At 65.1% G+C, this 26,664-nt stretch carries 20 protein-coding genes; 9 read left to right on the top strand and 11 right to left on the bottom strand.

Features of this window, described 5'->3' with window-relative positions:
- The first annotated feature begins 4 nt into the window (after positions 1-4).
- A complete protein-coding gene (locus VN706_15440; GenBank protein ID HXT17034.1) occupies positions 5-2,407 on the top strand; it encodes a DNA polymerase domain-containing protein in 2,403 nt (800 codons plus the stop codon).
- Positions 2,408-2,557: 150 nt separating this feature from the next.
- On the opposite strand, the gene VN706_15435 is transcribed toward VN706_15440, so the two are convergent.
- Both VN706_15435 and VN706_15430 read right to left on the bottom strand, forming a co-directional pair.
- A complete protein-coding gene (locus VN706_15435) occupies positions 2,558-3,106 on the bottom strand; it encodes a hypothetical protein (GenBank protein HXT17033.1) in 549 nt (182 codons plus the stop codon).
- A 7-nt stretch (positions 3,107-3,113) separates the two neighbouring features.
- A complete protein-coding gene (locus tag VN706_15430) occupies positions 3,114-3,437 on the bottom strand; it encodes a hypothetical protein (protein ID HXT17032.1) in 324 nt (107 codons plus the stop codon).
- 89 nt (positions 3,438-3,526) lie between these two features.
- Between VN706_15430 and VN706_15425 the strand changes: the two genes are divergently transcribed.
- Both VN706_15425 and VN706_15420 read left to right on the top strand, forming a co-directional pair.
- Positions 3,527-4,708 carry a serine hydrolase domain-containing protein gene (locus VN706_15425; protein ID HXT17031.1) on the top strand — a complete coding sequence of 394 codons (1,182 nt, stop codon included), beginning with the start codon at positions 3,527-3,529 and terminating at the stop codon, positions 4,706-4,708.
- Positions 4,709-4,871: 163 nt separating this feature from the next.
- Complete coding sequence (locus tag VN706_15420) at positions 4,872-5,696, top strand: VOC family protein (protein HXT17030.1); 825 nt, start codon at positions 4,872-4,874, stop codon at positions 5,694-5,696.
- On the opposite strand, the gene VN706_15415 is transcribed toward VN706_15420, so the two are convergent.
- The gene (locus VN706_15415; protein HXT17029.1) at positions 5,671-8,151 is read right to left on the bottom strand and encodes an ABC transporter permease; all 2,481 of its coding nucleotides are present in this window, start codon (positions 8,149-8,151) and stop codon (positions 5,671-5,673) included. The two genes, VN706_15420 and VN706_15415, sit on opposite strands and share 26 nt — an antisense overlap.
- 137 nt (positions 8,152-8,288) lie before the next feature.
- Here VN706_15415 and VN706_15410 point away from each other — a divergent pair, with 137 nt between their 5' ends.
- The 3 genes from VN706_15410 to VN706_15400 all read left to right on the top strand — a co-directional run bounded on the left by VN706_15410 (position 8,289) and on the right by VN706_15400 (position 12,176).
- The gene (locus VN706_15410; protein HXT17028.1) at positions 8,289-8,645 is read left to right on the top strand and encodes a hypothetical protein; all 357 of its coding nucleotides are present in this window, start codon (positions 8,289-8,291) and stop codon (positions 8,643-8,645) included.
- Between the two features lie 62 nt (positions 8,646-8,707).
- The gene (locus VN706_15405) at positions 8,708-11,122 is read left to right on the top strand and encodes an ABC transporter permease (protein HXT17027.1); all 2,415 of its coding nucleotides are present in this window, start codon (positions 8,708-8,710) and stop codon (positions 11,120-11,122) included.
- 61 nt (positions 11,123-11,183) lie between these two features.
- Positions 11,184-12,176 (top strand): aldo/keto reductase, encoded by a 993-nt coding sequence (locus VN706_15400; protein HXT17026.1) that lies wholly within the window; start codon positions 11,184-11,186, stop codon positions 12,174-12,176.
- Positions 12,177-12,185: 9 nt separating this feature from the next.
- On the opposite strand, the gene VN706_15395 is transcribed toward VN706_15400, so the two are convergent.
- Together VN706_15395 and VN706_15390 are read right to left on the bottom strand one after the other, a co-directional pair.
- Entirely contained in the window at positions 12,186-12,554 is a 369-nt protein-coding gene (locus VN706_15395; protein ID HXT17025.1) for a hypothetical protein, read from the bottom strand.
- Positions 12,518-12,817, bottom strand: coding sequence for a hypothetical protein (locus VN706_15390; protein ID HXT17024.1), 300 nt, complete (start codon positions 12,815-12,817; stop codon positions 12,518-12,520). The genes VN706_15395 and VN706_15390 overlap by 37 nt, the downstream gene beginning before the upstream one ends.
- A 373-nt stretch (positions 12,818-13,190) precedes the next feature.
- Between VN706_15390 and VN706_15385 the strand changes: the two genes are divergently transcribed.
- Together VN706_15385 and VN706_15380 are read left to right on the top strand one after the other, a co-directional pair.
- A complete protein-coding gene (locus VN706_15385) occupies positions 13,191-16,406 on the top strand; it encodes a SusC/RagA family TonB-linked outer membrane protein (protein ID HXT17023.1) in 3,216 nt (1,071 codons plus the stop codon).
- 21 nt (positions 16,407-16,427) lie between these two features.
- The gene (locus VN706_15380; protein HXT17022.1) at positions 16,428-17,984 is read left to right on the top strand and encodes a SusD/RagB family nutrient-binding outer membrane lipoprotein; all 1,557 of its coding nucleotides are present in this window, start codon (positions 16,428-16,430) and stop codon (positions 17,982-17,984) included.
- 162 nt (positions 17,985-18,146) lie between these two features.
- On the opposite strand, the gene VN706_15375 is transcribed toward VN706_15380, so the two are convergent.
- From VN706_15375 to VN706_15350, 6 genes are all read right to left on the bottom strand, one after another.
- The gene (locus VN706_15375; GenBank protein HXT17021.1) at positions 18,147-18,914 is read right to left on the bottom strand and encodes a TonB-dependent receptor; all 768 of its coding nucleotides are present in this window, start codon (positions 18,912-18,914) and stop codon (positions 18,147-18,149) included.
- 35 nt (positions 18,915-18,949) lie between these two features.
- Positions 18,950-19,639, bottom strand: coding sequence for a hypothetical protein (locus VN706_15370; protein HXT17020.1), 690 nt, complete (start codon positions 19,637-19,639; stop codon positions 18,950-18,952).
- 208 nt (positions 19,640-19,847) lie between these two features.
- Entirely contained in the window at positions 19,848-20,555 is a 708-nt protein-coding gene (locus VN706_15365; GenBank protein ID HXT17019.1) for an SGNH/GDSL hydrolase family protein, read from the bottom strand.
- Positions 20,556-20,608: 53 nt separating this feature from the next.
- The gene (locus tag VN706_15360; GenBank protein HXT17018.1) at positions 20,609-21,361 is read right to left on the bottom strand and encodes a hypothetical protein; all 753 of its coding nucleotides are present in this window, start codon (positions 21,359-21,361) and stop codon (positions 20,609-20,611) included.
- A 256-nt stretch (positions 21,362-21,617) separates the two neighbouring features.
- Positions 21,618-24,041: an ABC transporter permease gene (locus VN706_15355; GenBank protein ID HXT17017.1), complete on the bottom strand. Its 2,424-nt coding sequence runs from the start codon at positions 24,039-24,041 to the stop codon at positions 21,618-21,620.
- A gap of 63 nt (positions 24,042-24,104) precedes the next feature.
- On the bottom strand, positions 24,105-25,094 hold the full coding sequence (locus tag VN706_15350) for a helix-turn-helix domain-containing protein (protein HXT17016.1): 990 nt from the start codon (positions 25,092-25,094) through the stop codon (positions 24,105-24,107).
- Between the two features lie 165 nt (positions 25,095-25,259).
- Between VN706_15350 and VN706_15345 the strand changes: the two genes are divergently transcribed.
- Positions 25,260-26,642: a cytochrome c gene (locus VN706_15345; protein HXT17015.1), complete on the top strand. Its 1,383-nt coding sequence runs from the start codon at positions 25,260-25,262 to the stop codon at positions 26,640-26,642.
- Positions 26,643-26,664 lie beyond the last annotated feature (22 nt).

Below are 26,664 nucleotides of genomic sequence, written 5' to 3'. Positions count from 1 at the left end.
GGGGATGGAGGAGTCCCTCGCGCCCGCGCCAGCGCGGCACATCGATGACCGAAAGCAGGATGAGTGGTTGTGGGGCTGGGATCCCACACCGGGCATCGTCTCGGTGTGGGCCGAGGAAGACGGGACCGCGCGGGTGTGGCGCCGGCTTCCTGATTCCGGGGCGTTGGTCTGCGACGAGCTGCCGTTTCGGCCGTGGCTGCTGCTGCGCTTTCCCGACGACATTCGCCATCTCGGCCCGCGTCTTGGCCGGCCCGGCGACGACGACGCGTTCGTCACCTGGCGCGAGCTCAGCGGGCCTGGCGAGCTGCGCTACCTCGTTTCCGCCCAGCATTATTCCACACTGACGTCGGCGGTCTGCGCCGGTGCGTCGCGGCGGTTGGGGCGTCACGTCGGCCACATTCGCGAGCTCCACGAGGCGGATCAGGTCCTGGCGCTGCCGCTCGATGAACAATATCTCGTCGCCAGCGGCCGCACGTATTTTAGAGATCTATCATTCGACGACCTGCGCCGGCTGCAATTCGACCTCGAAACGACCGGGCTCGACTCGTCGCACGACCGGATGTTCATGGTCTCGATCCGCTACCCGAACGGCCAGACCGAAACGCTCGAGTGTTCGTCGCACGACGATGCGGGCGAGGCCGCGCTGATCCGGCGCCTCATGGACCGAATTCGCGAGTCCGACCCAGACGTCATCGAGAATCACAATCTGCACGGCTTCGACCTGCCGTTCCTGGAGCAGCGCGCGCGGCGATTACGCGTTCCGCTGACCCTCGGCCGCATCGAGACGCCGGGACTCAAGCAGCGCGGCGCACGGCGTGGGGCCCCGAGCGGCCGTGACGACGACCGGCAGATTCGGTTCGTCGCGCCGGGGCGAGAGCTCATCGACACCATGGACGCCGTTCGCCGTTACGATCACGGCGTCCGCGAGCTGCCCGGGTACGGATTGAAAGCGCTCGCGCGCCACTTCGGTATCTCCGGGCCCGAGCGCGAGCTGATCCCGGGCGCCGAGATTTACAATACTTATAAGACGGATCCCGCGCGTGTGCGGCGATACGCCATCGCGGACGTGGAAGAAGTCGCGCAACTCTCACGGCTGCTTGGCGGCCCGGCATTCGCGCTCGCGAGGATGGTGCCCCGTCGGTACGAGCGGCTGGCCGACGCTGGACCAGCCACCGGCGTGATCGATCCGCTCATCGTGCGCGCGTATCTGCGCGAGGATACGGCGTTGCCGGCGCATCACGAGAGCGACGGCACCGAGCACACGGGCGCGGCATTGTATCTGTTCGCGACGGGCGTCGCGCATCGCGTGGTGAAGGCGGACGTCGCGAGCCTCTATCCGTCGCTCATGCGTGCGTATCGTATAGGTCCCAAGCGCGATCATCTCGGCGTGCTGTTGGCGCTGGTGGACCGACTCGTCGAAACCCGTCTCACCGCGAAGGCGGCTGCGCGCGCGGCGCCGCCAGGCTCCGCGACGCGGCATAGCCAAGAGGCGATGTCCTCGGCGATGAAGATCGTGGTCAACTCGGCCTACGGTTATCTCGGCGCGACGACACTCACGCGACTCGCCGATGTCAACGCGGCTAACGAGATCACACGTCATGGGCGTGAGACGCTGGCGCTCATGTGCCGCGCGTTGTCGGAGCGCGGTGTGACGCTGCTCGAGGCGGATACGGACGGCGTGTATTTCGCCGTGCCCGCGACCTGGAGCGAGGATGATGAGCGGCGCACCGTCTCGGAGGTCGCCGCCTTGCTGCCGAACCTGGTGCAGCTCGAGTTCGAGGGACGTTACGCCGCGATGTTGTCGCACGAGCCGAAGAACTACGCGCTGCTTGGCTATGACGGCGATCTGAATCTGACGGGCGTGGCGTTTCGGTCGAGTCGCATGGAGCCGTTTGCGGCGGAGTTTCTGCAGATCGCGATTGGCCGGCTGCTGGTCGACGACGTCTCCGGCGTTCGCGAGGTGTACCTGCGCACGATCGATCGCCTGCGCGGCCGGGAGTACTCCACGTACGACGTTTCCTCACGCGTGCGACTGACGAAATCGCCGGAGGAGTACGCGGCCACGCGGGAATCGCGGAAGGAGTTGTCGTACGAGGCGATGCTCTCGAGCGGCCGCACGCACTGGCGCGTGGGCGAGCGGGTGCGCGTGTATCGAACGCGCGGTGGTGGCGGCCGCGTGGTGGAAGAACGAGAGGATCCCGATCGTCCATTGCGGGACGATCCCCGCGACTATGATGCCGAGTGGTACGTGCGGCAGCTGCGAGATACGTTCGCGGCAAGGATGGTGCGGGCGTTCACGGTGTCGGAGTATGCGGCGGTGTTTCCGGATCCGGATCAGCTGGCGTTGTTTGCGCCGGCGATAGAGGGGATTCGGCCGATATTGGTGGGGGCGCCGGTTCAGATCTGATCTATCCCTCAGACCGCGGCCGGCCACGGGCGCAGAACAAAGAAATAACAACGAACAGATCTGACCAGATCTGGTCCGTTGTTGTCGTTGTACGTTTTTGTTCGCGAGTAGTGACGTCCTCCGCGCAGCGACGCACAGATCTTGTCCCGCCTACAGATCTGTTCCCTTCCCCTGCTCGGGACACTTCTTCACCGTCTCCCACTTGTTCGACTTCCCGAGCGTGTCGGTGAGCATCCAGTACTCCTCGAAGACCGAGGAGTAACACACCGTGACTGTCACCCGCCCCGCCCATTCAAAAAAATTCTTCGGCACGTAGGCCGCCCCGAATCCGACCATCTCGGTGTGATCTCCAGGACGTAGCGCATGCTGATACACCGTGGCGTTGCTGTGCGGCGGCGGCGTGTGTCCAAAGAGCGTCGCCAGCGCAACATCCCAATTGCGTTGCGGCTTGCCGTCCACCGTCACGCTGACGTAGTGCACGACGGCAGGGCCGAGACCGGTGTTGTCGAGGTCCAGCTTCGCGCCACTATCGCCGACCCACGTCTGGATCTCCAGATGCGGCCACACCTCCGCGCGATCGTGCGCGCGCTGCAGCCACGCTTCGTACACGCCGACCACGACCGCGGTCAGACTCACGACGAGCGCGGCGATCGCAATGAACGTTTCAGGTTCCCGATACCACGGGCGGCCGGCAGACATCGCGTGCCTACTTCGGCGACTCGATTTTGTAGATCTCGCGCTTGCCGTATTCCACGAGATCGTGATAACCCTGCATGATCGTTTCCATCTCCTTCATGTCTTCTTCGCTGCCTTGCCCCGACTGGCCCGACATCATCTTCTCGAATGCCTCGACGCTTTCCACTTCCATCTCCGCGACGGCCGTCCAGTAGCGTTCCGCGGCGAAGTCGGTCAGCACGCGCATGACCGGCATGCCGCTCCGCTTCGACACCGCGTTCATGGCGTGAAACTTCTCGACCAGCGCGCGCACCTTGCCCGGCTTGCAGTACATGACTTCGCGAATGACGTACATGGGACGGCTCCTCGATCCGAGATGACGTGAACGGCACCACCCGAATAATGAACGTTGCGGGCGCGGACGGCGAGGTGCAGACTAGCGGGATGAAACCCATCCTTCCCGGTGCTGCCCTCCTCTTTCTCGCGGCAGCCGGCCCGGCACAAGTCCCGGCGGCGTGGCCGGAGTTCACGCGGACGTTTCAGACCTACGTCGACAGCGATCATGTCGTCGGCGCGAGCGTCATCTACATGCGCGACGGCACGGTGCTCGGCCGCTACGACACGGGCTCGGCGGATCGCGCGGCGAACGTGCCCGTCGACTCGGAGACGATCTTTCACTGGGGATCGATCACGAAATCGCTGACGGCGATCTCCATCATGCAGCTGCGCGACCGCGGCAAGCTGTCGCTCGACGACAAGCTCGTGAAGTGGGTGCCCGAGATGCATTCAATGCATGATCCGTATAGCATGATGGACAGCATCACGCTGCGCATGGTGCTGTCGCACACCGCCGGTTTCCAGAATCCGACGTGGCCGTACAGCCAGGGCCGGCCCTGGGAGCCGTTCGAGCCGACGACGTGGAACCAGCTCGTCGCGATGATGCCGTATCAGCGGCTCGAGTTTCGCCCCGGCTCGCGATATGGATACTCGAATCCCGGCTTCATCTATCTCGCGCGCGTGATCGAGCAGATCACCGGCGATCCATGGGAAGATTACGTTCACAAAAACATCTTCGCGCCGCTCGAGCTCCGGCGAAGCTACTTCCGCTCGACGCCGTATTATCTCGCGGCGCATCGCTCGCACAACTACAACTACGTGCGCGATACGACTGGAGCGACTCGCCTCGTCGACAATGGCGCGGACTTCGATCCCGGCATCACGTCACCGAACGGCGCCTGGAACGCGCCAGTCGGCGATCTCGCGAAGTACACGGCGTTTCTCACCGGCGCGGTGATCCCGGGCATGTCGCACGACCGCTACGCGATCGTGCTCCAGCCCTCGAGCCTGAACGAGATGTGGCAGCCCGGAAAACCTATGTCTCAAGGCTACGAGGCCGCGCCCACACAATGGATGGGCCTGTCGTTCTTCGTCATCGACCACAACGGAACACGACTCCTCGGCCACACGGGAAGCCAGGCCGGCTTTCGATCGTTCTATTATTTCAATCCCCTCACGAAAGCCGCCGTGATCGCCGTCTTCAACACAACGAACAACGCGTCGCCCGCGAACAGCGCGCATCGCCGCATGGAGCTCCAGGCGCTCGACCTGCTGCGGAACGCGCCGTGAACGGTCGCGAACGGTCATGAATGCATCGTGACCGCGCGATACTAGGCGGCCCAAGCACCGCGTTACGCAATCTTCACAATTTCCCGACTTGCCCCTGATCCGGGAGTGGCTATCGTGTAGGCCCCCTGCTCCTAGCGACAACCCTTTTCCAACGGAGTACACCATGGCCAATCAGGGCGACCACGGCCGGTTCAGCTGGAACGAATTGATGACCAGCAACACCGACGCGGCCAAGAAGTTCTACTCCGAGGTCGTTGGCTGGACGACCAAGGATTGGGGCGACGGCGCAATGGACTACACCCTCTTCTCCAACGGCGACATTCCCGTGGCCGGCTTGATGAAGATTCCACCCGAAGCCGCCGCGATGGGTGCGCCTCCAAGCTGGTCCGCCTACGTCGAAGTGAGCGACGTCGACGCCACCATCGAGCAAGCCACCAAGCTCGGCGCCAGCATGCTTGGCCCGGCGCAAAGCGTTCAAGGCGTCGGCCGCTTCGCGATGATGCGCGACCCGCAAGGCATCGCCTTCGCCATCGTCACCAGTGAAAATCCGCTCTCGCCCGAAGGCGATCCGCAGGCATTCGAGTTCTCGTGGCACGAGCTCTCGACGACCGATGCGGCCGCGGCGTTCGCGTTCTACAACGCGCTGTTCGGCTGGGAAAAGACGGGCGAGTTCGACATGGGCCCCATGGGCGTTTATCAGATGTACGGCCGCGGCCGATTCATTTACGGCGGCATGATGAACGCCACGCCAGGCGCGCCGCACCATTGGCTGCATTACGCGCGCGTGCCCGACAGCGCCGACGCCGCCGCCGAGCGCGCCGGCAAAGCCGGCGGCACCGTCATCCTTCCGCCGATGGATGTACCCGGCGGCGATCGCGTCGCCGTCGTCATCGACCCGCAAGGCGCGGGCTTCGGTATTCACTTCAAGGCGGCGGTCCCCGCGACACCGGCGATGGATTCCGCTAGTCGGCCCGCAACGCTTCCGTAGGATTCACCCGCGCTGCTCGCCGCGCCGGGATCCAGCTCGCGAGCAGCGCCAGCAGCACCAGCGTCACCGACGCGCCGCCGAGCGTCAACGGATCGCTCGGCGCCACCTCGAAGAGGAGGGCGCGAAGAAAGCGCGCCGTGACGAGCGACAGCACGAGCCCGACGCCGACCCCTAGCACGCTTAGGGCAAGGCCCTGCTTGGTCACCATCGCCATCACCGCGCCGGGCTGCGCGCCGAGTGCGATGCGCACACCGATCTCCCGCGTGCGCAGCGTGACGATGTAGGCAATCACGCCGTAGAGGCCAACGACGCCCAGCACCAGCGTCACCCCAGCCGCGACGCCGAGCACGATCATCGTGAACGAGAGCGGCGCGATCGACGCATTCATGATCGCGCGCATCGAGCGAACTTCATAGGTCGGCAGCGATGGATCGAGATCGCGCGCGAGGCGCTGCATCGCCCGGCTCACCGCGTCGACGTCGCCATTCGTGCGAGCGACGAGCGCCATGTTTCGAGCAACACCACCGACGATCGTGTCGCTCGAGATCGACTCAGGCAGGTAGACCGCCGGCGTGGGCGGCGACGCAAGCGACGTATCGCGCGCCGAGCCGACCACCCCGACGACGGTGTGCCACGCGCCGCTGGGCAGCGTGCGAAAACGTTTTCCGAGCGCCGTGCGGCCGGTGGAATCGTGGAAGAACTGTCTCGCCGTCTCCTGGCTGATGACTGCGTCATTCCCGTGATTCGGATCATCGATGCGCGCGAACGTTCGCCCGGCGAGGAGCGGCAGGCCCATCGCGCGGAAATAGCCCGAGTCGACCGTCGTGTAGAGTTGCAACGGCGGAATCGCCTTGCTGTTGCTCGCGTCCCCTTCGACATAGAACGGATCGTTGTCGCGACCATGTTCCACCAACGGCAATCGCGACGTGACGCCAACCGCCTGCACCCCGGGAATCTCGGCGGCGCGTCGCGCAAGCTGCATGTAGAACTGCACTACCGCCGTGTCGCTCGAATACCGCGCGACCGGCAGCGAGAGCCAGAGCGTCGCGACGCCGTCGGGATTGAAGCCCGGCTTCACGGCATGCAATCGCTGAAAACTGCGAAAGAGCAATCCGGACGCCGCGAGCACCACGAGCGCGAACGCCATTTGCGCCGCGACCAATGCGCTGCGCGCGCGCTGGCGCGAGCTGCCGGCCGTGCCGCTGCGACCACCCTCGCGCAGACCGCCGAGCGCGTCGCTGCGCAGGAATCGCACGGCGGGAATGATGCTGCACGCAACGGACACGAACGCCGCGACGACGATCGTGAACACAATCGACGCAACGCCGATCGAGATCTCACTCAACCGCGGAAGCTCGGCAGGGCCGGCGCTGACGAGCAGACGAATGCCGATCGTCGCCGCGCCGAGCGCGAGGACCGACGATACGATGGCGAGGAATGCGGACTCCGTGAAGAAGTGCGCGAGCACCTGACCACGGCCTGCGCCGAGCGCGGAACGAACCGACAATTCACGATGTCGCCCGTCGGCGCGCACGAGCAGCAGGTTCGCCACGTTCGCGCACGTGACGAGCAGCACGAGCGCCGCCGTCGCCGCGACGATCCACAAGGTCCGCGCGACGTCGCCGACGATGTCTTCGCGCAGCGGAACGAGACGCGGCACCGGCCTCGCCTGATCGAGCAGCATGCTCGTCGGAATTCCGGGGCCGACGTTCGGGAAAATCTCGACCATCCGCGGCAGCACGCTCGCGAAATCACGCTCGGCCGCCTGAATCGTGACGCCAGGCTTGAGCCGCGCGACGGCATCGTACCTGAAGCCGCCGGGGAATGCGTCGTTGGGATCGAGCTGACTCGGCAGCCACAGCTGCGTTCCGGCGTCGGGGAAGCGAAAGCGCGACGGCATGACGCCAATGATCTCGTACGGTCTGCCGTTGATGACGACGTGTTTACCTATCGCGTCGCGATTCCCGCCGAATCGAGTGCGCCAGAGTCCTTCACTGAGCACGACGACTTTCGCGCCCTTCGGAGCGTCCTCCGCGTTGGTGTACGTACGTCCGACGAGCGGCGCGACGCGCAGAAGCGGAAACAGATTGGCCGTCGCCCACACCACCTGGATGCGCTGCGGATCGGCGTGGCCGTCGGGATCGGTGATGCTCGCCGACCCACCGCTGTACTCCGCAATGTCCTGGATGGAATGCGCAAAGCGCTTGTACGTGTAGTACGTGCCTTCCGTTTGCTCGGCATGCTTCAACGACAGCGCGGGCATGTCGTGCCATGCACCGACCAGCTGATCCGGCTGCCCGTAGGGAAGCGGACGCAGGAGTACGCCGTCCACGATGGTAAAGATCGTCGTCGCCGCACCGATGCCGACGGTCAGCGTCAACACAACGGCCGCCGCGAAGACGGGCGCGCGACGCAGGGAACGCCACGCGTACGTGAGCGAATGCGAAAGCGACATGAAGTGGCCTGGTCGGGGGTTCGACTGGCCGTACGGTACCTCCCGGCTTGTGGTTTCCGATGCGTCACGGCCGGATCAACCAAATGCGCCGTCGCGTTGTCCTACCAGCTAGTCACACTCACCTCTACGGAGCTTCCATGCGATTCAGACCGGCGATCCTGTCGTGGATGGCGATTATCGGCGTCGCGGCGCTGCCGGCCGTGGCGCACGCGCAACGATATTCCTGGCCCTCCGACGCCGAGCGAGGCGCGCGCCAGCAGGAACGCGCCGTCGAGCGCGCCGAACGTGCGCGCGAGCACGCCGACCGGGACCGCGAACGCGCGATCGAGCGTGCGGCGGATCGCGTGTCTGAGCGCAGACTGGAGCTCCGCTCCCGCGAACGTGTTGCCGACCGTGTGAGCGCCCGTTCGCGTGAACGCACGCTCGATCGCCTGCGTGATCGGCTGGACTTCGATCGCGAGCGGCGGTTCCGCGGGCCTCAGCGGATTCGCTAGACACAAACCAACGCGCACGTCGTGCTGTCTGACCGCCAGACATCACCCTCGCGGCCACGACGATGCTTCAGGATGTTCGGTTTGCCATTCGCACGCTGCTGAAGAACCCTGCGTTCACCGTTGCCGCCGTGATCTGCCTGGCGCTCGGCATCGGAGTGAACGCGACGATCTTCAGCTGCGTTCGCGCGTTCTTGCTGCGGCCGTTTCCGTATCGGAATCCCGACGAGCTGGTCGCGATCGGTGAATCGAGCACGCGCGGCTGGCACATGAACTCCGTGTCGTACCCGAACTTTCGGAGCTGGCAAGCCGAGAATCGGTCACTCGAGAGCGCTGGTGCGTACACGGGAGCGTCGTTCAATCTGGCGAGCGGCGACGGCGCCGACTTCATCGAGGGCGGCTCCGTCTCCTGGACGATGTTTCACGTGCTCGGCATTGCCCCGGCGCTCGGGCGCGATTTTCTCGAGGAGGAAGATCGCGTCGGAGGCCGTAAGGTTTTGCTCATTAGCGATCGCTTATGGCGCGAGCGTTTCAACGCGCGCCGCGACGTTGTCGGCCGGCAGGTGATGGTGAATGGCCAGCCCTACACCGTGATCGGCGTCATGCCGCCCGACTTCGAGTTCCCGGCGTCCGCGCAGGCATGGACGCCGCTCCGAACGGATCCCGTCCAGAATCGCGGCAATCATTCATGGCAGGTGATCGGCCGTCTGAAGGCCGGGTCCACCATCGAGCAGGCGCGCGCCGATCTCTCACGCATCGGCCGCGAGCTCGAGGCGCTGTACCCCGCCTCGAATACGGGCTGGGGGGTCGAGGTGCAGACATTGCGCGACTTTCAGGCCGGCGACGCGCGGCCCGCGCTCATGATCATGATGGCGTCGGTCGCGTTCGTCCTGCTCATCGCGTGCGCGAACGTAGCGAACCTGCTGCTGGCGCGCGCCGCCGCGCGATCGAAGGAGATGGCCGTACGCGTCGCGCTCGGCGCCGACGGGTGGCGCGTGATTCGCCAGATGCTCACCGAAAGTATTGTCGTCGCGCTCGCCGGCGCGACGCTCGGCGTCGCGTTCGCGTACGCGTTCCTGCAGTGGATCAAGGCGAACATTCTGGGCGGAATCCCGTTCTGGATGCACTTCACGATCGATGGGCCGGTGCTGTTGTTCACGGTCGCCGTCGCGGTGGGCACGGGGTTTCTGTTCGGACTCGTCCCCGCCCTGCAGGCCGCGAACCCCAATTTGAATGAGACGCTGCGCGATGCCGGCGCCCGCGGCGCGAGCGCCGGGCGTGCGCGGCAACGACTGCGTTCGAGTCTCGTCATTGGCGAAGTCGCATTGTCACTCGTCTTGCTGGTTGGCGCGACGCTGCTCGTTCGCAGCTTTCTCGGAATGCAGAGCATCAAGCCCGGCTTCGATGCGAGCCACCTGTTGACGATGCGCGTCACACTTTCCGGTCCGTCGTACGACTCGTCGTACAAGCGCTTCAACTTCTTCGATCCATTTCTCGCGCGTCTCAACGCCCAGCCGGGTATCGTCTCCGCGTCGATCGCGAACAACATTCCGCTCAGCGGCAACAACAACAACAGCTTCTTCCTCCCGGAGGGACAGGACATCAAGCTTGGCTCCGAGCCGCTGCTCGAGATCCGCTGGGTCTCACCGCGGTACCTCGAGACGCTCCGCGTGCCGATCATCGCCGGGCGCATGTTCACGCAGCAGGAATGGGCGGATAGCGGCGAGACGGGCCGCGTCGCCGTGATCAATCAGCACATGGCCGAGAAGTATTGGGGATCAACGCAGGCGGCGCTCGGCAAACGATTCGACTTCAACGCGGCCAGCGCGACCACGCACCGCTGGAACACCATCGTCGGCGTCACGCCGGACATCAAGGACCGGCAGCTCACGTCGGCGCCCGACTTTCAGGGATACATGCCATATCGCCAGGGCGGCTGGAACTCGGCGGCGATCGTCGTGCGCACGCAGGGCGATCCCAGCGCGGCCACCAAGACCGTGCTCGCGGCACTCAAGCAGAGCGATCCCCTCGTCGCGGCGTATCGCGTGCTCACCATGGACGCGAACATCGAACGTTCGTATTGGCAGCAGGCGCTCTACGGAAAGATGTTCGCCGCGTTCGCGGCGATTGCGCTCGTGCTCGCCTCCGTTGGCGTGTACGGCGTGATCTCGTACGCCGTCTCGCAGCGCACGCAGGAAATTGGCGTGCGCGTGGCGCTCGGCGCGCAGCGCGGCGACGTGTTGCGACTCATCGTCGGCCACGGCGCGCTGCTGGGGGCGATCGGTATCGCGATCGGGCTGGCCGGCGCGTTGGCCGTCACGCGAACGTTGCGCACGCTGCTCGTCGGCGTGTCGCCGTTCGATGCCGCGAGCTTCGCCGGCGTCGCGGTGCTGTTGGCGTGCGTGGCGCTGGTGGCGAGCTACGTCCCGGCCCGCCGCGCGGCGCGAATCGATCCGGTCGACGCGTTGCGCTACGACTGAGCACGCTACGCATTTCTCGCCCTCCGTATGATCTCAAACGAGGTCACTTCGGATCGGGAGCATGCGAGAGATGCAAATGCGAACGCTTGGCCGAGCTCAATTACGAGTGTCCGCGATCGGACTCGGCTGCATGGGGATGAGTGAGTTCTACGGCGAGGGCAACGATCGCGAGTCGATCGCGACGATTCATCGCGCGCTGGAGCTCGGCATCAACTTTCTGGATACGGCCGACATGTACGGCCCGTTCAGGAACGAGGAGCTGGTGGGCAAAGCGATCGCAGGTCGTCGCGATCGCGTGGTAGTCGCGACGAAGTTCGGCAGCGTTCGAGGCGAAGCCGGTCAATTCCTGGGCATTCGCGGAGACCCGGACTACGTTCGCAAGGCGTGCGACGCGTCGCTCGAGCGACTCGGCATCGATCATATCGATCTGTATTATCAGCATCGTGTCGACACCAAGGTGCCGATCGAGGACACCGTCGGCGCGATGGCGGAGCTCGTGAAGGCCGGCAAAGTGAAACACCTCGGTTTGTCCGAGGCCGCCCCCGACACGATTCGCCGTGCGAATGCCGTGCACCCCATCACGGCGCTCCAGACCGAGTATTCACTCTGGACCCGCGATGTCGAGGAGAACGGTGTGCTCGATACCGTGCGCGAGCTGGGAATCGGTTTCGTGGCGTACAGCCCGCTCGGCCGCGGTTTTCTCACCGGCCAGTTCAAATCGTTCGACGATCTGCCGGCGGATGATTTTCGGCGGCGCAACCCTCGCTTTCAAGGCGAGAACTTCGCGAAGAATCTGGACCTCGTCGCTGAAGTCGAGCGCGTCGCCAAGGACAAGGGCGTGAGTGCCGCGCAACTCGCGCTCGCCTGGGTGATGGAGCGCGGTGACGACGTCGTACCGATTCCAGGAACGAAACGCATTGCGCGCCTCGAAGAGAACGCCGGTGCGGCCGACATTCAACTCAGTGCGCAGGATCTGTCGCGGCTCGACGATGTATTTCCTGTCGGCGCCGCGAATGGGACGCGATATCCGGACATGAGTACGGTCTATCGCTGAAAATCGTGGTCATCCTCGCTCCGGTCGGTCGGGATGATGTGTCGGCCCGACCGCCAGCGCGCCTACCTCTGCACGATGGGCGAGTAGCCAACGCCATCCGACCAGTTGCCGATTGGCGCCAGTGCTCAGGACGCTGTCCTTCGGTACGTCGATTAGGAAACGCTCATGATGCGTCGCGGCGTCGAACACGCGAATCTGTGATTTGACGGGATCGCTCACCACCGCCACGCGACCGTTGGGCGCGATCGCCATGCGGTAGGGCAGCCCGAAGCCGCGAATCGTGTCGGTGACCTGCGCCGCGCGCACGTCGACCACGAGCACCGCGCCGCTCGTCTCCGACGTCACCGCGGCAAGGGGGTCGCCGGGAAAAAACGCCATGCCGTGCGGCCGTCGTGCGAGATCGCGACTTCGTGCGGGCCTTCGCCGGTGGGCACCGTCGCGATGGGACGTCCACTCGCGGCGTCGACGAGCGTCGCGGTGTTGTCGTTCATGTTGCTGGCGACGACGGTGCCGGTGATGGGGGTGGTGGGCCCCGAGGTCTGTGCGCCGAGCGTGGTCTGGTGCCCGATGCTGAGGGTGAGGAGGGCGGCGGCGAACGAGTGAATCCGGTCAAACCGATGACGCGAGTCGAGGATGCGCATGGCGGGAATATGCGCGCGCGGGGGATGAGCAAACTGTAAAGAGTGTGTTCGCCCGGCATGCCGAACAGATGCTTAATTCACACGTAAATGATTGCCACGCAACGATTTGTGACCGTTGGGAACCCGTTGACTGTTCCCTTACACGCCGGTTAGTTACTCGCATCGTGAGGCTACCTGCTCGCACCGAGTCACGGCCTGACCGGCCCGTGCCCTTGCGATTCCCTTGCATCACGACTGCATCGCAGTAACAGGCTGCGCACATCTCGGCGCAGCCACTCGGAGCCCTGGTCGAGCTGTCACCGCATGTGCATGCCGCCGCCGACATGCTGTGCGGAACGCCCGGCCGTTTCACTCAACGAGGAAACGACACGCCATGTCCAGAAACTCGCACGCCGCCTTCGCGGTCGCAGCGCTGTTGCTGGGGGCAATCCCCACACTTGCCGCGGCACAGCAAGGCACGACGATCAGCGGACGCGTCACCAGTGAGTCCGCGGCCCCACTGCCGTCGGTCAGCGTCAGCATTCCCTCGATGTCAGCCGGTGCGCTGACCGACGCGAATGGACGCTACTCGTTCACCCTTCCCGGCAATCGTATCGCGGGACAGACCGTCACGCTGACCGCGCGCCGCATCGGCTTCGAGCCCAAGTCGACGACGATCCGACTCGCCGGCACCTCGATCACGCATGACTTCATGCTCAGCGCCGCCGCGATGGAGTTGCAAGGCATCGTCGTGACCGCGCTCGGACAGGAAAAGGAAAAGAGCCAGCTCGGCACCGCGGTGCAGACGGTGAGCAACAGCGATTTGACGCAGACCAAGGCGCAGAGCATCGTCGATCAGCTCGAGGGCAAGGTCGCGGGCGTTCAGATCACGGGCACCGGCACGCCGGGCGGCTCGAGCTACATCTCGATTCGCGGCGCCAACTCGATCACGGGCGACAACACGCCGCTGTTCATCGTCGACGGCGTGCCCGTGTCGCACATCGATCACGGCGCCAGCGCGAACGGCGGGTGGGACTTCGGCAGCGCGATCAACGACATCAATCAGGACGACATCGAGTCGATGACCGTGCTCAAGGGGCCGAATGCCGCGGCGCTGTACGGCTCACGCGCGGCGAACGGCGTCATCCTCATCACGACAAAGACGGGCCGCAACTCGGGCGGCCGCATGCGCGTCGACGCGAACTCGTTCTACACGTGGGACAATCCGTCGCGGCTGCCCACGTATCAGAATCAGTACGGCCAGGGCGCCGGCGGCGAGTTCCTCTATGTCGACGGTCTGGGTGACGGCGTGAACGACGGCGCCGACCAGAGCTGGGGCCCGCAGCTCGACGGCCGCACGTCGGGGTGCATCTTCAAGCCGAAGACGACGACGTACGACACGAGCGTGCCGTGCAAGCAGTTCGACGCCGTCGACGGCGGTCCGTGGGTCGCGCATCCCGACAACGTCGCGTCGTTCTTCCAGACGGCGCACACCGCCTCCGCGACGATCGCCGTGAGCGGCGGCACCGACCGCGCGAATGCGCGTCTCTCCGCCGGCACCGACAACAACTCGAGCATCATCCCGGGCACGTATCTCCAGAAAACCAACGCGCTCCTCACGGGCACGCTGCAGGTGACCGATCGCCTGAGCGCCGACGCGACGGTGAACTACATCCGGAACGGCGGCCGCAATCGCCCGGGCCAGGGCTACTCGAACAGCATTCTCGAGAGCTTCGTGTGGTTCGGACGCCAGGTCAATCTCAGTGAGCTCAAGCAGAACTGGCAGGCCTCGTCGGCGCTGAACAACGGCCCGGACGGCCGCGAGTACAACTGGAATTACGACTTTCATAACAACCCGTACTTCCTGATGTACGGCAATCCCGAGAACGACACGCGCGATCGCCTGCTCGGCAACGTCTCGGCGACGTACAAGATCACCGACTGGCTGAACCTCACGGGCCGCACCGGCTCCGACTGGTATCGCCTGAACATCGCGCAGGACTGGAGCCCGGCGGACATCACCGGCGCGCCGGTGAATCCGTCGTACAACGGCGGCTTCGCGCTCTCGAACGAGTACAACAACGAGACGAACAGCGAAGCGCTGCTCACCGCGAACAAGACCTACAACAAGCTCGCGCTGAACGGCACGTTCGGCGGCAACATCCGCAAGGAGACGTACAACTGGACGCAGGTGTCGACGCAGGGCATCTCGGCGCCGGGCATCTACAACGTCTCGAACGCCGCGATCGCGCTGGCGAACTCGCAGACCGATCGCCGCCGGCAGGTGAACAGCGCCTACGGCTCGGCATCGTTCACGTACAACAGCTGGTGGACGGTCGAAGGTACCGCGCGCAACGACTGGTCGTCGACGCTGCCAAAGGGCCAGAACTCGTACTTCTATCCCTCGGTGAACACGTCGCTCGTCCTCAGCGATCTCTTCCCGTCCATCGCCAACCACGGCATCTCGTACTTCAAGCTGCGCGGCGCGCTGGCGCAGGTGGGCAACGACGCGAGCCCGTACCAACTGCGCACCGTGTACACCGGCGTCTCGTCGCAGTTCAAGGGCCAGCCGCAGTTCACGCTGAGCGACCAGATCGCGAACGCCAGCCTCAAGCCCGAGCTCACACGGTCGAGCGAAGGCGGAGTCGAGATCGCGTTCCTGCACGGCCGGGTCGATCTCGACGCGAGCTACTACGACAAGAACACGCGCAACCAGATCTTCCCGGTGTCGATCTCGTCGGCGACGGGCTTCGGCGCCGTTGTGATCAACGCCGGCCGCGTGAAGAACGAAGGCGCCGAGGCGCAGCTCACCGTGCAGGCGCTGCAGATGAGCAATGGGTTCAACTGGACGACCGGCTTCAACTTCGCGAAGAACGCGAGCCGCGTCGTGACCCTCTACCCGGGCATCAGCCGCATCCGCCTCGGCAACACGTGGGGCGTCGACGTCGAAGCGCGTGAAGGCGAGCCATACGGCACGCTGTTCGGCACCGCGTTCGCGCGCGACAGTGCCACGGGCTTGATCCTCACCGACGGCGGCCTGCCGCAAGCGGGCTCCAAGAAGGTGATGGGCAACTTCCAGCCGGAATGGGTCGGCGCTTGGAACAACAGCTTCGTGTGGAAGAACTGGTCGCTCAGCGGCTTGATCGACATCCACAAGGGCGGCAACATCTTCAGCGTCACGAACCAGTGGGGCGAATACGCGGGCGTGCTCGCGAATTCGCTGCAGGGACGCGAGGTGGACTGGAACAAGCCCGGCGTCGTCGTGCACGGCATCGACGTCAACACGGGCAAGCTGAACACCGACACGGTGACGTCGGAAGAGTATTTCCAGAACATCTATCCGTCGGTCGATCCGTACATCTACAACGACACGTGGGTGAAGCTGCGTGAAGTGCGCCTGGGCTATGAGCTCTCGCCGCGCCTCGCCAACCGCCTGCATGCGAACTCGATGAACATCGCGATCGTCGGCCGGAATCTGCACACCTGGACGAAGGTCCCGAACATCGATCCGGAAGTCGCGTACAGCCAGGACCCGGGCAACCAGGGCCAGGAGTACGGCTCGATCCCGAGCGCACGCAGCATCGGCGTCAGCGTCCGCGTCACGCCGTAACGAGCCCTGGAGACAACTCTCATGACGAATAAGACGAAACTCTTCGCGCTCGTCGCCGGCCTCGGTCTGGTCGCGGCGGGCTGCAACAACGACAAGCTCACGTCCATCAACGTGAACCCGAACAGCCCGGAGGACGTCCCCGCCACGTCGCTGTTCACGGAGGCCGCGCGCCTCTCGGTGTCGCGCTACATGGGGAACGGCTACGACCTGCGCGGCATCGAGTGGGTCACGCAGCATCTCGCCGAAGTGCAATATCCCGACGAAGACGACTACAAGCGTCTGCTCGCGGCGGCCGGCACCACGTCGGGATGGTTCGATCCCGCGTATTCGAGCGAGCTCGAGGACTTGAAGAAAGTCGTCGACAAGGGCACGGCGGCGAACAATCCGGGCGTCACCGCGCCGGCAATGATCCTGCGCACCTGGGTGTTCTCGTATCTCACGAACACCTTCGGCGACATTCCGTATTTCAGCGCGCTGCAGGGCGACAGCGCGGGTGCGACATTCACGCCGAAGTACGACGCGCAGAAGGACATCTACGCCGATTTCTTCAAGGTGCTCGATGCCGCGTCGAAGTCGCTGGCGAGCGCGTCGAACTCGCTCGGCAGCGCCGATCCGATTTACGGCGGATCGCCCGCGAAGTGGCAGAAGTTCGCCAACTCGCTGCGCCTGCGTCTCGCGATGCAGCTCGTGAACGTCGATCCGACGACGGCGTCGCAGCAGGTGCAAGCGGCGCTGGCGGCGCCGGGCGGCGTGTTCACGTCGAACGCCGACATGGCGGTCTTCAACTGGCCGGGCGACGGCGTCTACAACAATCCCTGGTCGGGCAATTTCCAGACGCGCGACGACCATCGGATGTCGCAGACGTTCATGAACATCCTGCTCGCGACGAATGATCCGCGGATGCCGATCTGGGCGCAGCCCACGGTCGCCGATCCGACGAAGTACGCGGGCATGCCGAACGGGCTCACGCAGTCGACGGCGCAGCCGTACTTCAACACCAGCTCACGCCCCGGCAAGATCTTCTGGCCGTCCGTGAACTCGGCCGGCGTGACCGGCGGTACGGGTGAAAAGACGCCGACGTACATCCTCACGTACGCGGAAGTGTCGTTCCTCGAGGCCGAAGCCGCGGCGCGTGGCATCGGCGGCTTGAGCGCGGGCCAGGCGCAAAGCTTCTACAACGCCGGAGTCACCGCCTCGATGACGCAGTGGGGCGTGACCGATGCGTCGAAGATCAGCACGTTCCTCTCCGCGCCGAGCATTGCGTATCAGAGCGGCGTCGCGGGAGAGTCGCAGATCGCGCAGCAAGAGTGGGTCGCGCTGTTCACGGACGGCGGCCAGGCGTGGGCATTGTGGCGCCGCACGTGTGTGCCGAATACGCTCAAGCCGGGTCCGTTCGCGATCATCAACACGGTGCCGCGCCGCATGCAGTACTCGACAAACGAGTACGCGTTGAACGCGAGCCAGGTGAAGGCCGCGATCACACAGATGGGCGGCGACGACGTCTTCACGACGCGGATGTACTGGGACAAGAATCCGACGGCGGCGCCGACGTATACGACGGGGTGTGGGACGCGGTAGCGCTACGCGTCGGCGTCGGGGCGCATGGGCGTCGGGGCGTCGGGGCGAACTGCAAAGGGCGACGGAATCTCTCCGTCGCCCTTTGTTCTTACCGCCCCGACGCCTCGACGCCTCGACGCCTCGACGCCCCGACGCCTCGACGCCCATACGCCTACGACACGCCTACTTCGCCTTAGTCCAAACTAGAATCGTCCCACACGTCGCCGAGCGATCGAAATACTGCGACGGAATTCCCGCGAACGAGCTGTAGATCTCGATCCCCGCGATGTCGGGCGGACGCGCGACGTCGTCGATTTGCGCGCCGGGCAGGCGCACGCCGTCGAGCCAGACGAGTGGCGCACAGCCGCGAATCCGCACCGTGTTGCCGAGGCGGCCCGGGAAGGCGCTCACGCCGGGCACTTCGCGTAAGAGTTCGCTAATGAATTGCGGTCGCCGCTGGCGAATGCGCTCCTCGTCGATGTACTTGCCGAAGCTGTTCGTCGCGCGCCGCTCGTTGAATGCGCGCAATCGCTCGTCGTCGCGATCGGCTTGGCCGGTGACCGACATGCCGTCGATCTCCGCGGCGCTCGGATCCAGCGTCACGACGATCGAGGCGCGATGCGTCGCGTCAGGAATCGTCACCGACAGCTCGCGCGGCGCGAAACCGAAATGACGAACGCTGAGCACCGCGGGGTTCGAGACCAATCCGCTGAACTGAAAGCGGCCCGCGGAATCGGATCGGACGTGCCGAGCGCGCGTGTCGTGTTCGAGCACGCTGACCTCGGCGTCCGGCACCGCGTTGCCGTCCTGGTCCGCCACGGTGCCCGCCACCGAATACGTTGCCGCGACCTTCGCGCGATCCGGTTGTTTCGCTTGCTGGGCCGCACCGACCGCAAACGGTAAGGCGATCTGCGCCGCGAAGACCAGCCGGCGAAACAACGGGATGCGCATGTGAAACTACCTCCTCTTGCTCGAGACCTGCTGCATCAATCGTGCAGGACTTTGCCTAATGCGTCCAGGCGTTCGGCCCAATAGGTCTTGAGGCGTACGACCGTCTCACGATCCGGCAACTTCGTGTGCTCGAGCGCGACGGAGCTCTTGCCGTCGCCCTTTGCGAAGAAGCCAACCGCGACGATGCCGCCGTCCGGCCAGTCGAGGCGCATCGACTTGGGGCGCGTCGCCGTGCGGATTTTCACACCCGCATCATCGAGCCAACGTTTGCGTGTCCTGGCGCTGGCCCACGCATCGTAGAGTGTGTCAATCGGCACGTTGTACGTTTTCGATTTCGATGCGCCGTACGAGCCGTCGCGCTGTTGGCCGCGCGCACGCAGGCCTTTGATGCGCTCGTAACCCACGGTGACCATCTGGCCCCACCATGGACCAACCTTGTACGTGTCGCGCACGAGTTTCGCGATCGCCGCGTGCGACATCGTGTCGGCGCCGTGATGGTCGAGCGCTTTGACCCAGCGCGTCCAGGTGCATCCCGTTTTGTCCTTCACGACTTGGTCGCTCATGCCGGCGAGCGTGGCGTAGTCGGCGGGATTCGCGGCGGCGAGCGCCACCGCGGATTTCTTTTTCGGCTTGCGCGTGATTTGCGCGCGGGCGGCGGTGTACGATTCGGCGGTCTTCTGCATGCGGGCGCGCACGAGGCGCTTGAGACCCTTATTGGCGGGCATCGTCGTTCTCCATTGGGTACACCACGGTCCTCTCCCCAGCAGCAACCGTGGTGACGCAATGATCACGACATCATCCGGGAGTGTGCCCCCCTTTGCCTCGCGCGGGATTCCGGCTGGGGCGGAATCGAGAGAGGTTGGGCGTGGATCGCCGCCGCAGGTACGATGCGACGGATTGATGATCTGCGTCAAGAGGCGCCGCCGCTCCGAGTCAGGATGACTTGAGCGCCTCCCCAATCGCCGCCTCAACGATCGGCGCCATGACCCGATACCCCGCTTCCGTGGGATGCACTCCGTCGCGCGACAGCCCTTCGCGCATGCCGCCATGCTCGTCGGCCATCGCGGAATGAAAATCGGCATACGCCGCGTGCACCCGCGACGCGTACGCCTTGATCCACGTGTTGAGCGCGATCACCTTGGGCGCCGGCTCGAGACCGCGCTTCCAGGGATAGTCGAACACCGGCAGCACCGACGCGAGCACGACGTGAATGCCGTTGGCCTGCGCGATCTCGGTCATCGACGCGATGTTGTCCTCGATCATCTCGAGCGTCGACGGGCCCGTGTTGCCGGCGATGTCGTTCGTCCCCGCGAGAATCACCACGACGGCGGGCTTGAGCGCGATCACGTCCTGGCGAAAGCGAATCAGCATCTGCGGGGTGGTCTGGCCGCTGATCCCGCGACCGACGTACGGCTTGCCGGGAAAAAGCTGCGCGAAGAACGGCGCCCAGGCCTCGGTGATCGAGTTGCCCATGAACACCACACGCTGCTCTCCCGCGGCGGGCGGCGGCAGCTCGGCGTTCGCCTGCCGGTACTTCTGGAGGTTGGGCCAATCAGGGTTGGGCGGCTGCTGCGCGGCAAGGCGGCCCGAGAGGACGACCCCGACCAGCACCGCGAACCGGCCCACACGGCGAGCGAACATAGGCGATTACCTATGGTTGTATTGTTATGATTTTATAACTCCATTTATTTAAATTACGGCAAGGACCACGTCTCGCGCAGCCCGGCATACGCGGCGGCGGGCAGCTGCACCAGCATCGGACGCTGCCGCGGATCGAGCCATGCGATCACGCGCCGAAGCACGCCCGCGTCGAACGCCGTGCAGCCGGCGGTGGTCGACGCCGGACCGTTCCAGATGTGCAGGAAGATGCACGACCCGCGTCCGCGGCGGGGCGGCGTCGCGTTGTACCCCACGATCACACCCATCTCGTACTGCCGGATCGACCGCATGTGCTCGGCGCTATTCCAATCGACCACTGAGGTCATCGCGCGATCGACGACGGTGTTGTAATGCACGGACGCCGTATCGTCCACGCAGTCGCTCGTCGGCGATAGTTGCACGTACGGCAGGCGCACCCACGACGCATCGCTCGTCGGCGCGAACCCGAAGACGGTGTCGAGTGGAAAGGCGCCGGCGGGAGACCGTCCGTCGCCCTCGTGCTTGTGCGGTGCCGAGTCGCTCGCGTCGGCGTCGAAGCCGGTGCCCCAGGCAAGCCCGGTGCGGCCCACGACGACCGGAGTCGCCGCGTCATCGACAGCGCGCCACGCGTCGCCGGCAGTCACGCGCGTGTAGCGGCGCAGCGTGCCGTTCGTCGCGTTCCAGTCTGGCGTCGTCACGACGACCAGCTGGCGCGCGTCGTCGAGCGGCGTCCGCGTCGCGGCGCGCGTCGATGGAACCGCCGTCGGAGTCGTCGTCGTACTCCGCCCCGCGCAGGCGACGAGTGACATCGAAGCGACAACGCACACACACATGCACCCACACACGGCCAACTGACGGGCTCTCATCACACGCACGGCTTCAACCCGGAGAAACGGTCCATTCAGTATACCAGGACGATGTCTCGGACCGCGATTCTGCGCGCGATCGCCACGAGCCCGTTGTCATCCTGAGCGAAGCGAAGGATCTCATCCGGGTCCCGGCATCGGGAGCATCCAACCGGGTGAGATCCTTTCGGCGCTCCGCGCCTCAGGATGACGGCGGCGATCACCCACCCCGAAACACCTGCGCGGGATCCGCCCGCAACGCGCGCCGCGACGGGAGAAAGCACGCAACCGCCGCCGTTGCCAGAATGAGTATTACAACACTCATATATGTCAGCGTATCGGTCGGTGTGACGTTGAACAGCAGCTTCGTCACCAGCCGCCCGGTCGCCATCGCCACGCCGACGCCGAGCACGAGTCCCACCGCGACAATGGTGAGGCCCTGCCGCATCACGAGCAGCAACACCCTTCGTCCGCTCGAGCCCAACGCCAGACGAATGGCGATCTCCGGCAGGCGCTGCGTCACCCCGTAACCGATCACTCCCGCGAGGCCGGTCGCCGTCAACACCAGCGCCACAATCGAGAACACGGTCAAGAGCGTGGTCGTCAACCTCGGCTCCGCCAACTGCGCTCCCTTCACTTCTTCCAGCGTCTGCACCGACGACACGGGCTGCTGCGGATCGATGTCGTGAATCGCCGCGCGCAATGCCTTGGTCACCGGCGGCACGGCACCCGTCGTCCGCAGGAATACACGCAGGTCGCCGGCGCCCTGACTCACGATCGGAAGGTAGATCTCGTCCGTCACATCCTTGTCCAATCCGGTGACGCGGACGTCGCCAACTACGCCAACCACCGTGAGCCACGTCTTGCCGCTGTCGGGACTGATGCGCGTCCCAACAGGATCGCGCCCGTGCCAATAGTTCCTGGCGAGACGTTGGCTGACGATCGCCAGAGGCATAACCGTATCTCGATCGGCGCGTGTGAAATCACGGCCGCGAATGAGAGGAATACCGACGGTCTTGAAGTAGCCGGGACTCACGAGGGTCGCATCCGAATGCGGCGTACCAGTCGTCGCCGCGCCCGTCACACCCTCGATCTGAAAGTGAATGTCCTGCGCGCGTGCATTCGCCAACGGCAGCGTGCTCGCGAGCGCGACCGACGAAATGCCGGGCATGCCGGTGAGCCGATCGAGCGTGGCGTCGGCGAAATCGCGCGTCGACTTCGCCGTGCGATACTTCGTGAAGTTGAGCGACAACCGCGCCGTGAGCACGTTGCTGACGTCGATGCCCGCGTCGACGCGCCGCAATTCCAAGAGACTGCGGCCGATCAAGCCCGCGCCGATCAACATCACCACGGCGAGCGCGACTTGCGCGACGACGAGCACGTTGCGCATGCGATGCTCGCCGCGCGACGCCATCGCGCCCGTATTCCCCTGTCTCAAGGCGTCGGCGATGTTCGCGCCGCGCGCCGATTGGACGAACGGCACCGCCGCGATGAGCAACGCGCAGAGCACGCACAGCAAGAGAGCGAACGTGAATACCGGAACGCTCATGCCGATCTCACCGGCACGCGGCGTGAGACGCGTCGCGGTGGCGCGCAGCAATCCGATCCCCGACGCCGCGAGTCCCACGCCGAGCACGCCCCCGGCGATCGAGACGTACAAGCTCTCGAGCGCCAGTTGACGATAGACGACCGAGCTCCCCGCACCGAGTGCGACGCGAACCGCCATCTCTCGCGCGCGGCGCATTTGGCGCGACAGGCTCAGGTTCGCGACGTTCGCCACCGCGGCCAGCAGCAGAAACGCCGCCGTCGCCAGGAGCAAGAGCAGAATTGGTTTCGCCCGCGCAGTCATCTCATCGCGCGCCGACTCGGCGACGAAATGAAAACGCTGCGGCGCCGGGTACGCTTCCTGGTGCACCGTGTGAAAACGTCCGCCGAGCGCGGCGAGCTCCGTCTGCGCGCGCTCGAGCGAGACACCAGGCTTGAGCACCGCGAACGCGCCGACCATCCGCATGCCGTAGTCGTTCAGCATGACCGGCGCCGAACGGAATGGGCACGCCCCGGCGGGCATGAACATCGCGTCGTTGTTCGGATAGCTGGGTATCGGCGGCAAGACCCCGACCACCGTGTGCACCTTGTCGTTCATCGTGAACTTCGCCCCGATGATCGACGGATCGCCGTGAAACTGTTCCATCCAGAACGTGTGCGTCAGCACGACGACCGGCGGCGCACCCACTGCTTCCTCGCCCGGCAGGAACGTGCGGCCGAGCAACGGCTTCACGCCAAGCAGATCGAAGAACTTGTCGGACACGACGCCGGTCTGCACGCGAAGCGGTTCACCATGCCCGTATAACTGAAAGGACATGCTGTGATACTCCGCCACGCCGCTAAACGTTTGCGTGTTGGCGGCGAGCGCACGAACCTCGAGCACCGAGAACCCTTCGTCGGGCGACTGCGTCGAGGGCTGCGTCAGATGCACCAGGCGGTTGCCCGCGCCAATCGGCAGGCGACGCAGCAGCACACCGTCGACCATGCTGAAGATGGCCGTGCTCGCGGCGATCCCAAGGCCGATGGTGAGGATTGCCGCCAGGCTATACGCCGGCGATCGGCGCAGCGTACGCAGCGCGTATCGTGAGTCTTCGAACATTGACCGTCCTCCAGAGGTGCACCGCGTCACGCGTGTTGGGTACCGCCGGCTCTGACAGTCGATTTACATGAACGGTTTGCTGACGAGGTCGAATCGGCTGCGGTAGTGTTTGGGCGACACTCCGAAGCGCCGCTCGAAGGCGCGGCGAAACGCGTCGTCGCTCGCGTATCCCACCGAGCGCGCGACGGCCTCCACGCTCGACCGTCGAGCCGCGAGCCGGCGGCAGGCCTCCGTGAGACGCGCTTCCTCGACGAAGACCGCCGGCGTGACCTGGAAGCGATCCTTGAACGCGCGCGAGAATTGTCGAACGCTCAGGCAGGCGCGCTGGGCGAGCGCCTCGACGGACAGATCCGCCCGCAGGTGCGTGGGAATCCACGCGGCGATGTCGGCGAACCGATCGCTGGATTCGACCTGAAAGCGCAGCGGCTCGGAGTACTGATTCTGTCCGCCCGAGCGCTTGAGATACACGACCATCTCGCGCGCGACGGCGAGCGCGGCTTCCGGACCCAGGTCTTCTTCGATCATCGCCAGCGCGAGGTCGATTCCGGCCGAGATGCCCGCCGACGTATAAAAGCGATCGGCCTTGTGAAAGAGCGCGTCGCGATCGACGCGCAGCTTCGGAAATCGGCGCTGCACGTCGTCGGCAAATCCCCAATGCGTCGCGACGTCGCGGCCGTCGAGGAGGCCGGTCGGTGCGAGTCCATAGATCCCCGTGCACACGCTCGCGATTCGCCGAATGTTCGTCGCTCGCCCGCTCACCCATTTCGCTACGCGCTCGGCCAGCCCGCCCGCGCGAAGTCCGCTCCCGCCGGGGACGATGAGCGTATCGAGCTCGGTACTGGTTGGAATCACGTGACGCGCCGTGAACGCGACGCCGTTACTCGCGGTGAAGTGCTTGGAGTCGACGCCGATCACGACGAGCTCGTACGGCGGCTCGCCGTCGACGGCGAATTCGGGCACCGACAGCGCGTCGGAGCAGAACACGTCCGCGGGGCCGACGAGGTCGAGCGCCTGAAGATTCTCGAAGCCAAGGATGCCAATGCGACGCGACATGCAGCACGATCGCGAAGAATCACGATGGCCGCAATGACGCTGATCCGACAAAAACGGCCACGCTCGCCAAAGCGCCGATTCGGCTCAACGCAGGCGCGGCCGATTGTGACGATATCGCCGCGCTCCCACTCTTTTGCTAGATTGGCTCACCTCCAGGAGCTCTCAATGCCGTCGTCCCGCCCCGGTTCGATCCCCCTCGTTCCATTGCTCGGTATCGCGACGCTGACGATCGCCGGTGTCGTGCTCGCTTCTCCCAACGGACCACTCGGTGCGCACCGCGCCGACCCAACGTTCGCCAAGGACGTGGCGCCCATCGTCTACCACAATTGCGCGATGTGTCATCGCCCCGGCGGCCAGGGTCCGTTCTCGCTGCTCGACTACGACAGCGCGGCGGATCACGTCGACGAGATCAGGGACGCCGTGAAGACCGGCGCAATGCCGCCCTGGCATGCCGAGGGTCCGCATGGTGTTTTCCGCAACGATCGTCGCTTGAGCGATGCGGACAAGCAGACGATTCTCGACTGGATCGATGCGGGAGCCAAGGCCGGCGACGCGAAGGATCTCCCGCCCAAGCCCGTATATCCCACGAGCTGGTCGATCGGCACACCGGACGCGATCGTCGAGATGCCCGAGTCGTTCCATGTACCGGCGAGCGGCACGATCGAGTATCAGTACTTTCAGGTGCCGACGGGATTCACCGAAGACAAGTGGATTCAGGCGATGGAATTCATGCCCGGCGCGCGGCAAGTCGTGCATCACATTCTCGTCTACGCCTACACGCCGCCGCAGCCGGGCGCGCAGCAACAATCCGCGCCGACGGCCCCGCCACCCGGTACGCCGCGTCCGCAGCCGCTGTTCTTGCGCAATCCCGCGTATCGGCAGCAGCCCGAGCCACCGCGCCAGGACACGCTTCACGCACCGCCGCGGCAACTCGGCACCTTGATCGGCGGCACCGCGCCCGGCACGAACGTGATGGAATTCGCAAAGGGCACCGCGCTCAAGATTCGCGCGGGCACGGTCCTCACGTTCCAGATGCACTACACGGCGAAGGGGCACGACATGATGGATCGCTCGAAGGTGGGCTTCAAGTTCGCGGCGGAGCCACCGAACGAAGAGATCTCGATGGCGGCGTTCACGAATGGATCCTTCACGATCCCAGCGGGCGGCAAGGACTCGGTTCCGTCCGAGATCACCGCGACGCAGCCCGTGCGCATCTGGGGCTTGCTGCCGCACACGCATCTGCGCGGCGTGAAGTGGCGCTACACGCTCGAGAAGCCCGACGGCACGAGCGAAGTCGTGCTCGACGTGCCGCACTACGACTTCAACTGGCAGACGTACTACCTGTTCGACAAGCCGCTCGAGATTCCCGCTGGGGCCAAGCTCAAGTCGATGGCGTGGTACGACAACTCGGTGGCGAACAAGCACAATCCCGATCCCACGAAGGACGTGCACTGGGGCGACCAGACGTGGGAAGAGATGCAGTACACGGGGTTTTTGTATAGTGTGCCGAGCAGGAACTTGAAGAAGAGCGGTACGACGCAGCATTGATGCTGCACGAGAGCGCGCTCTC

The organism is Gemmatimonadaceae bacterium (genome assembly GCA_035606695.1).
Classification (GTDB): Bacteria; Gemmatimonadota; Gemmatimonadetes; order Gemmatimonadales; family Gemmatimonadaceae; genus JAQBQB01.
The sequence above is the reverse complement of the archived record's forward strand: the minus strand, read 5'-3'. Positions and strand labels throughout refer to the sequence as shown.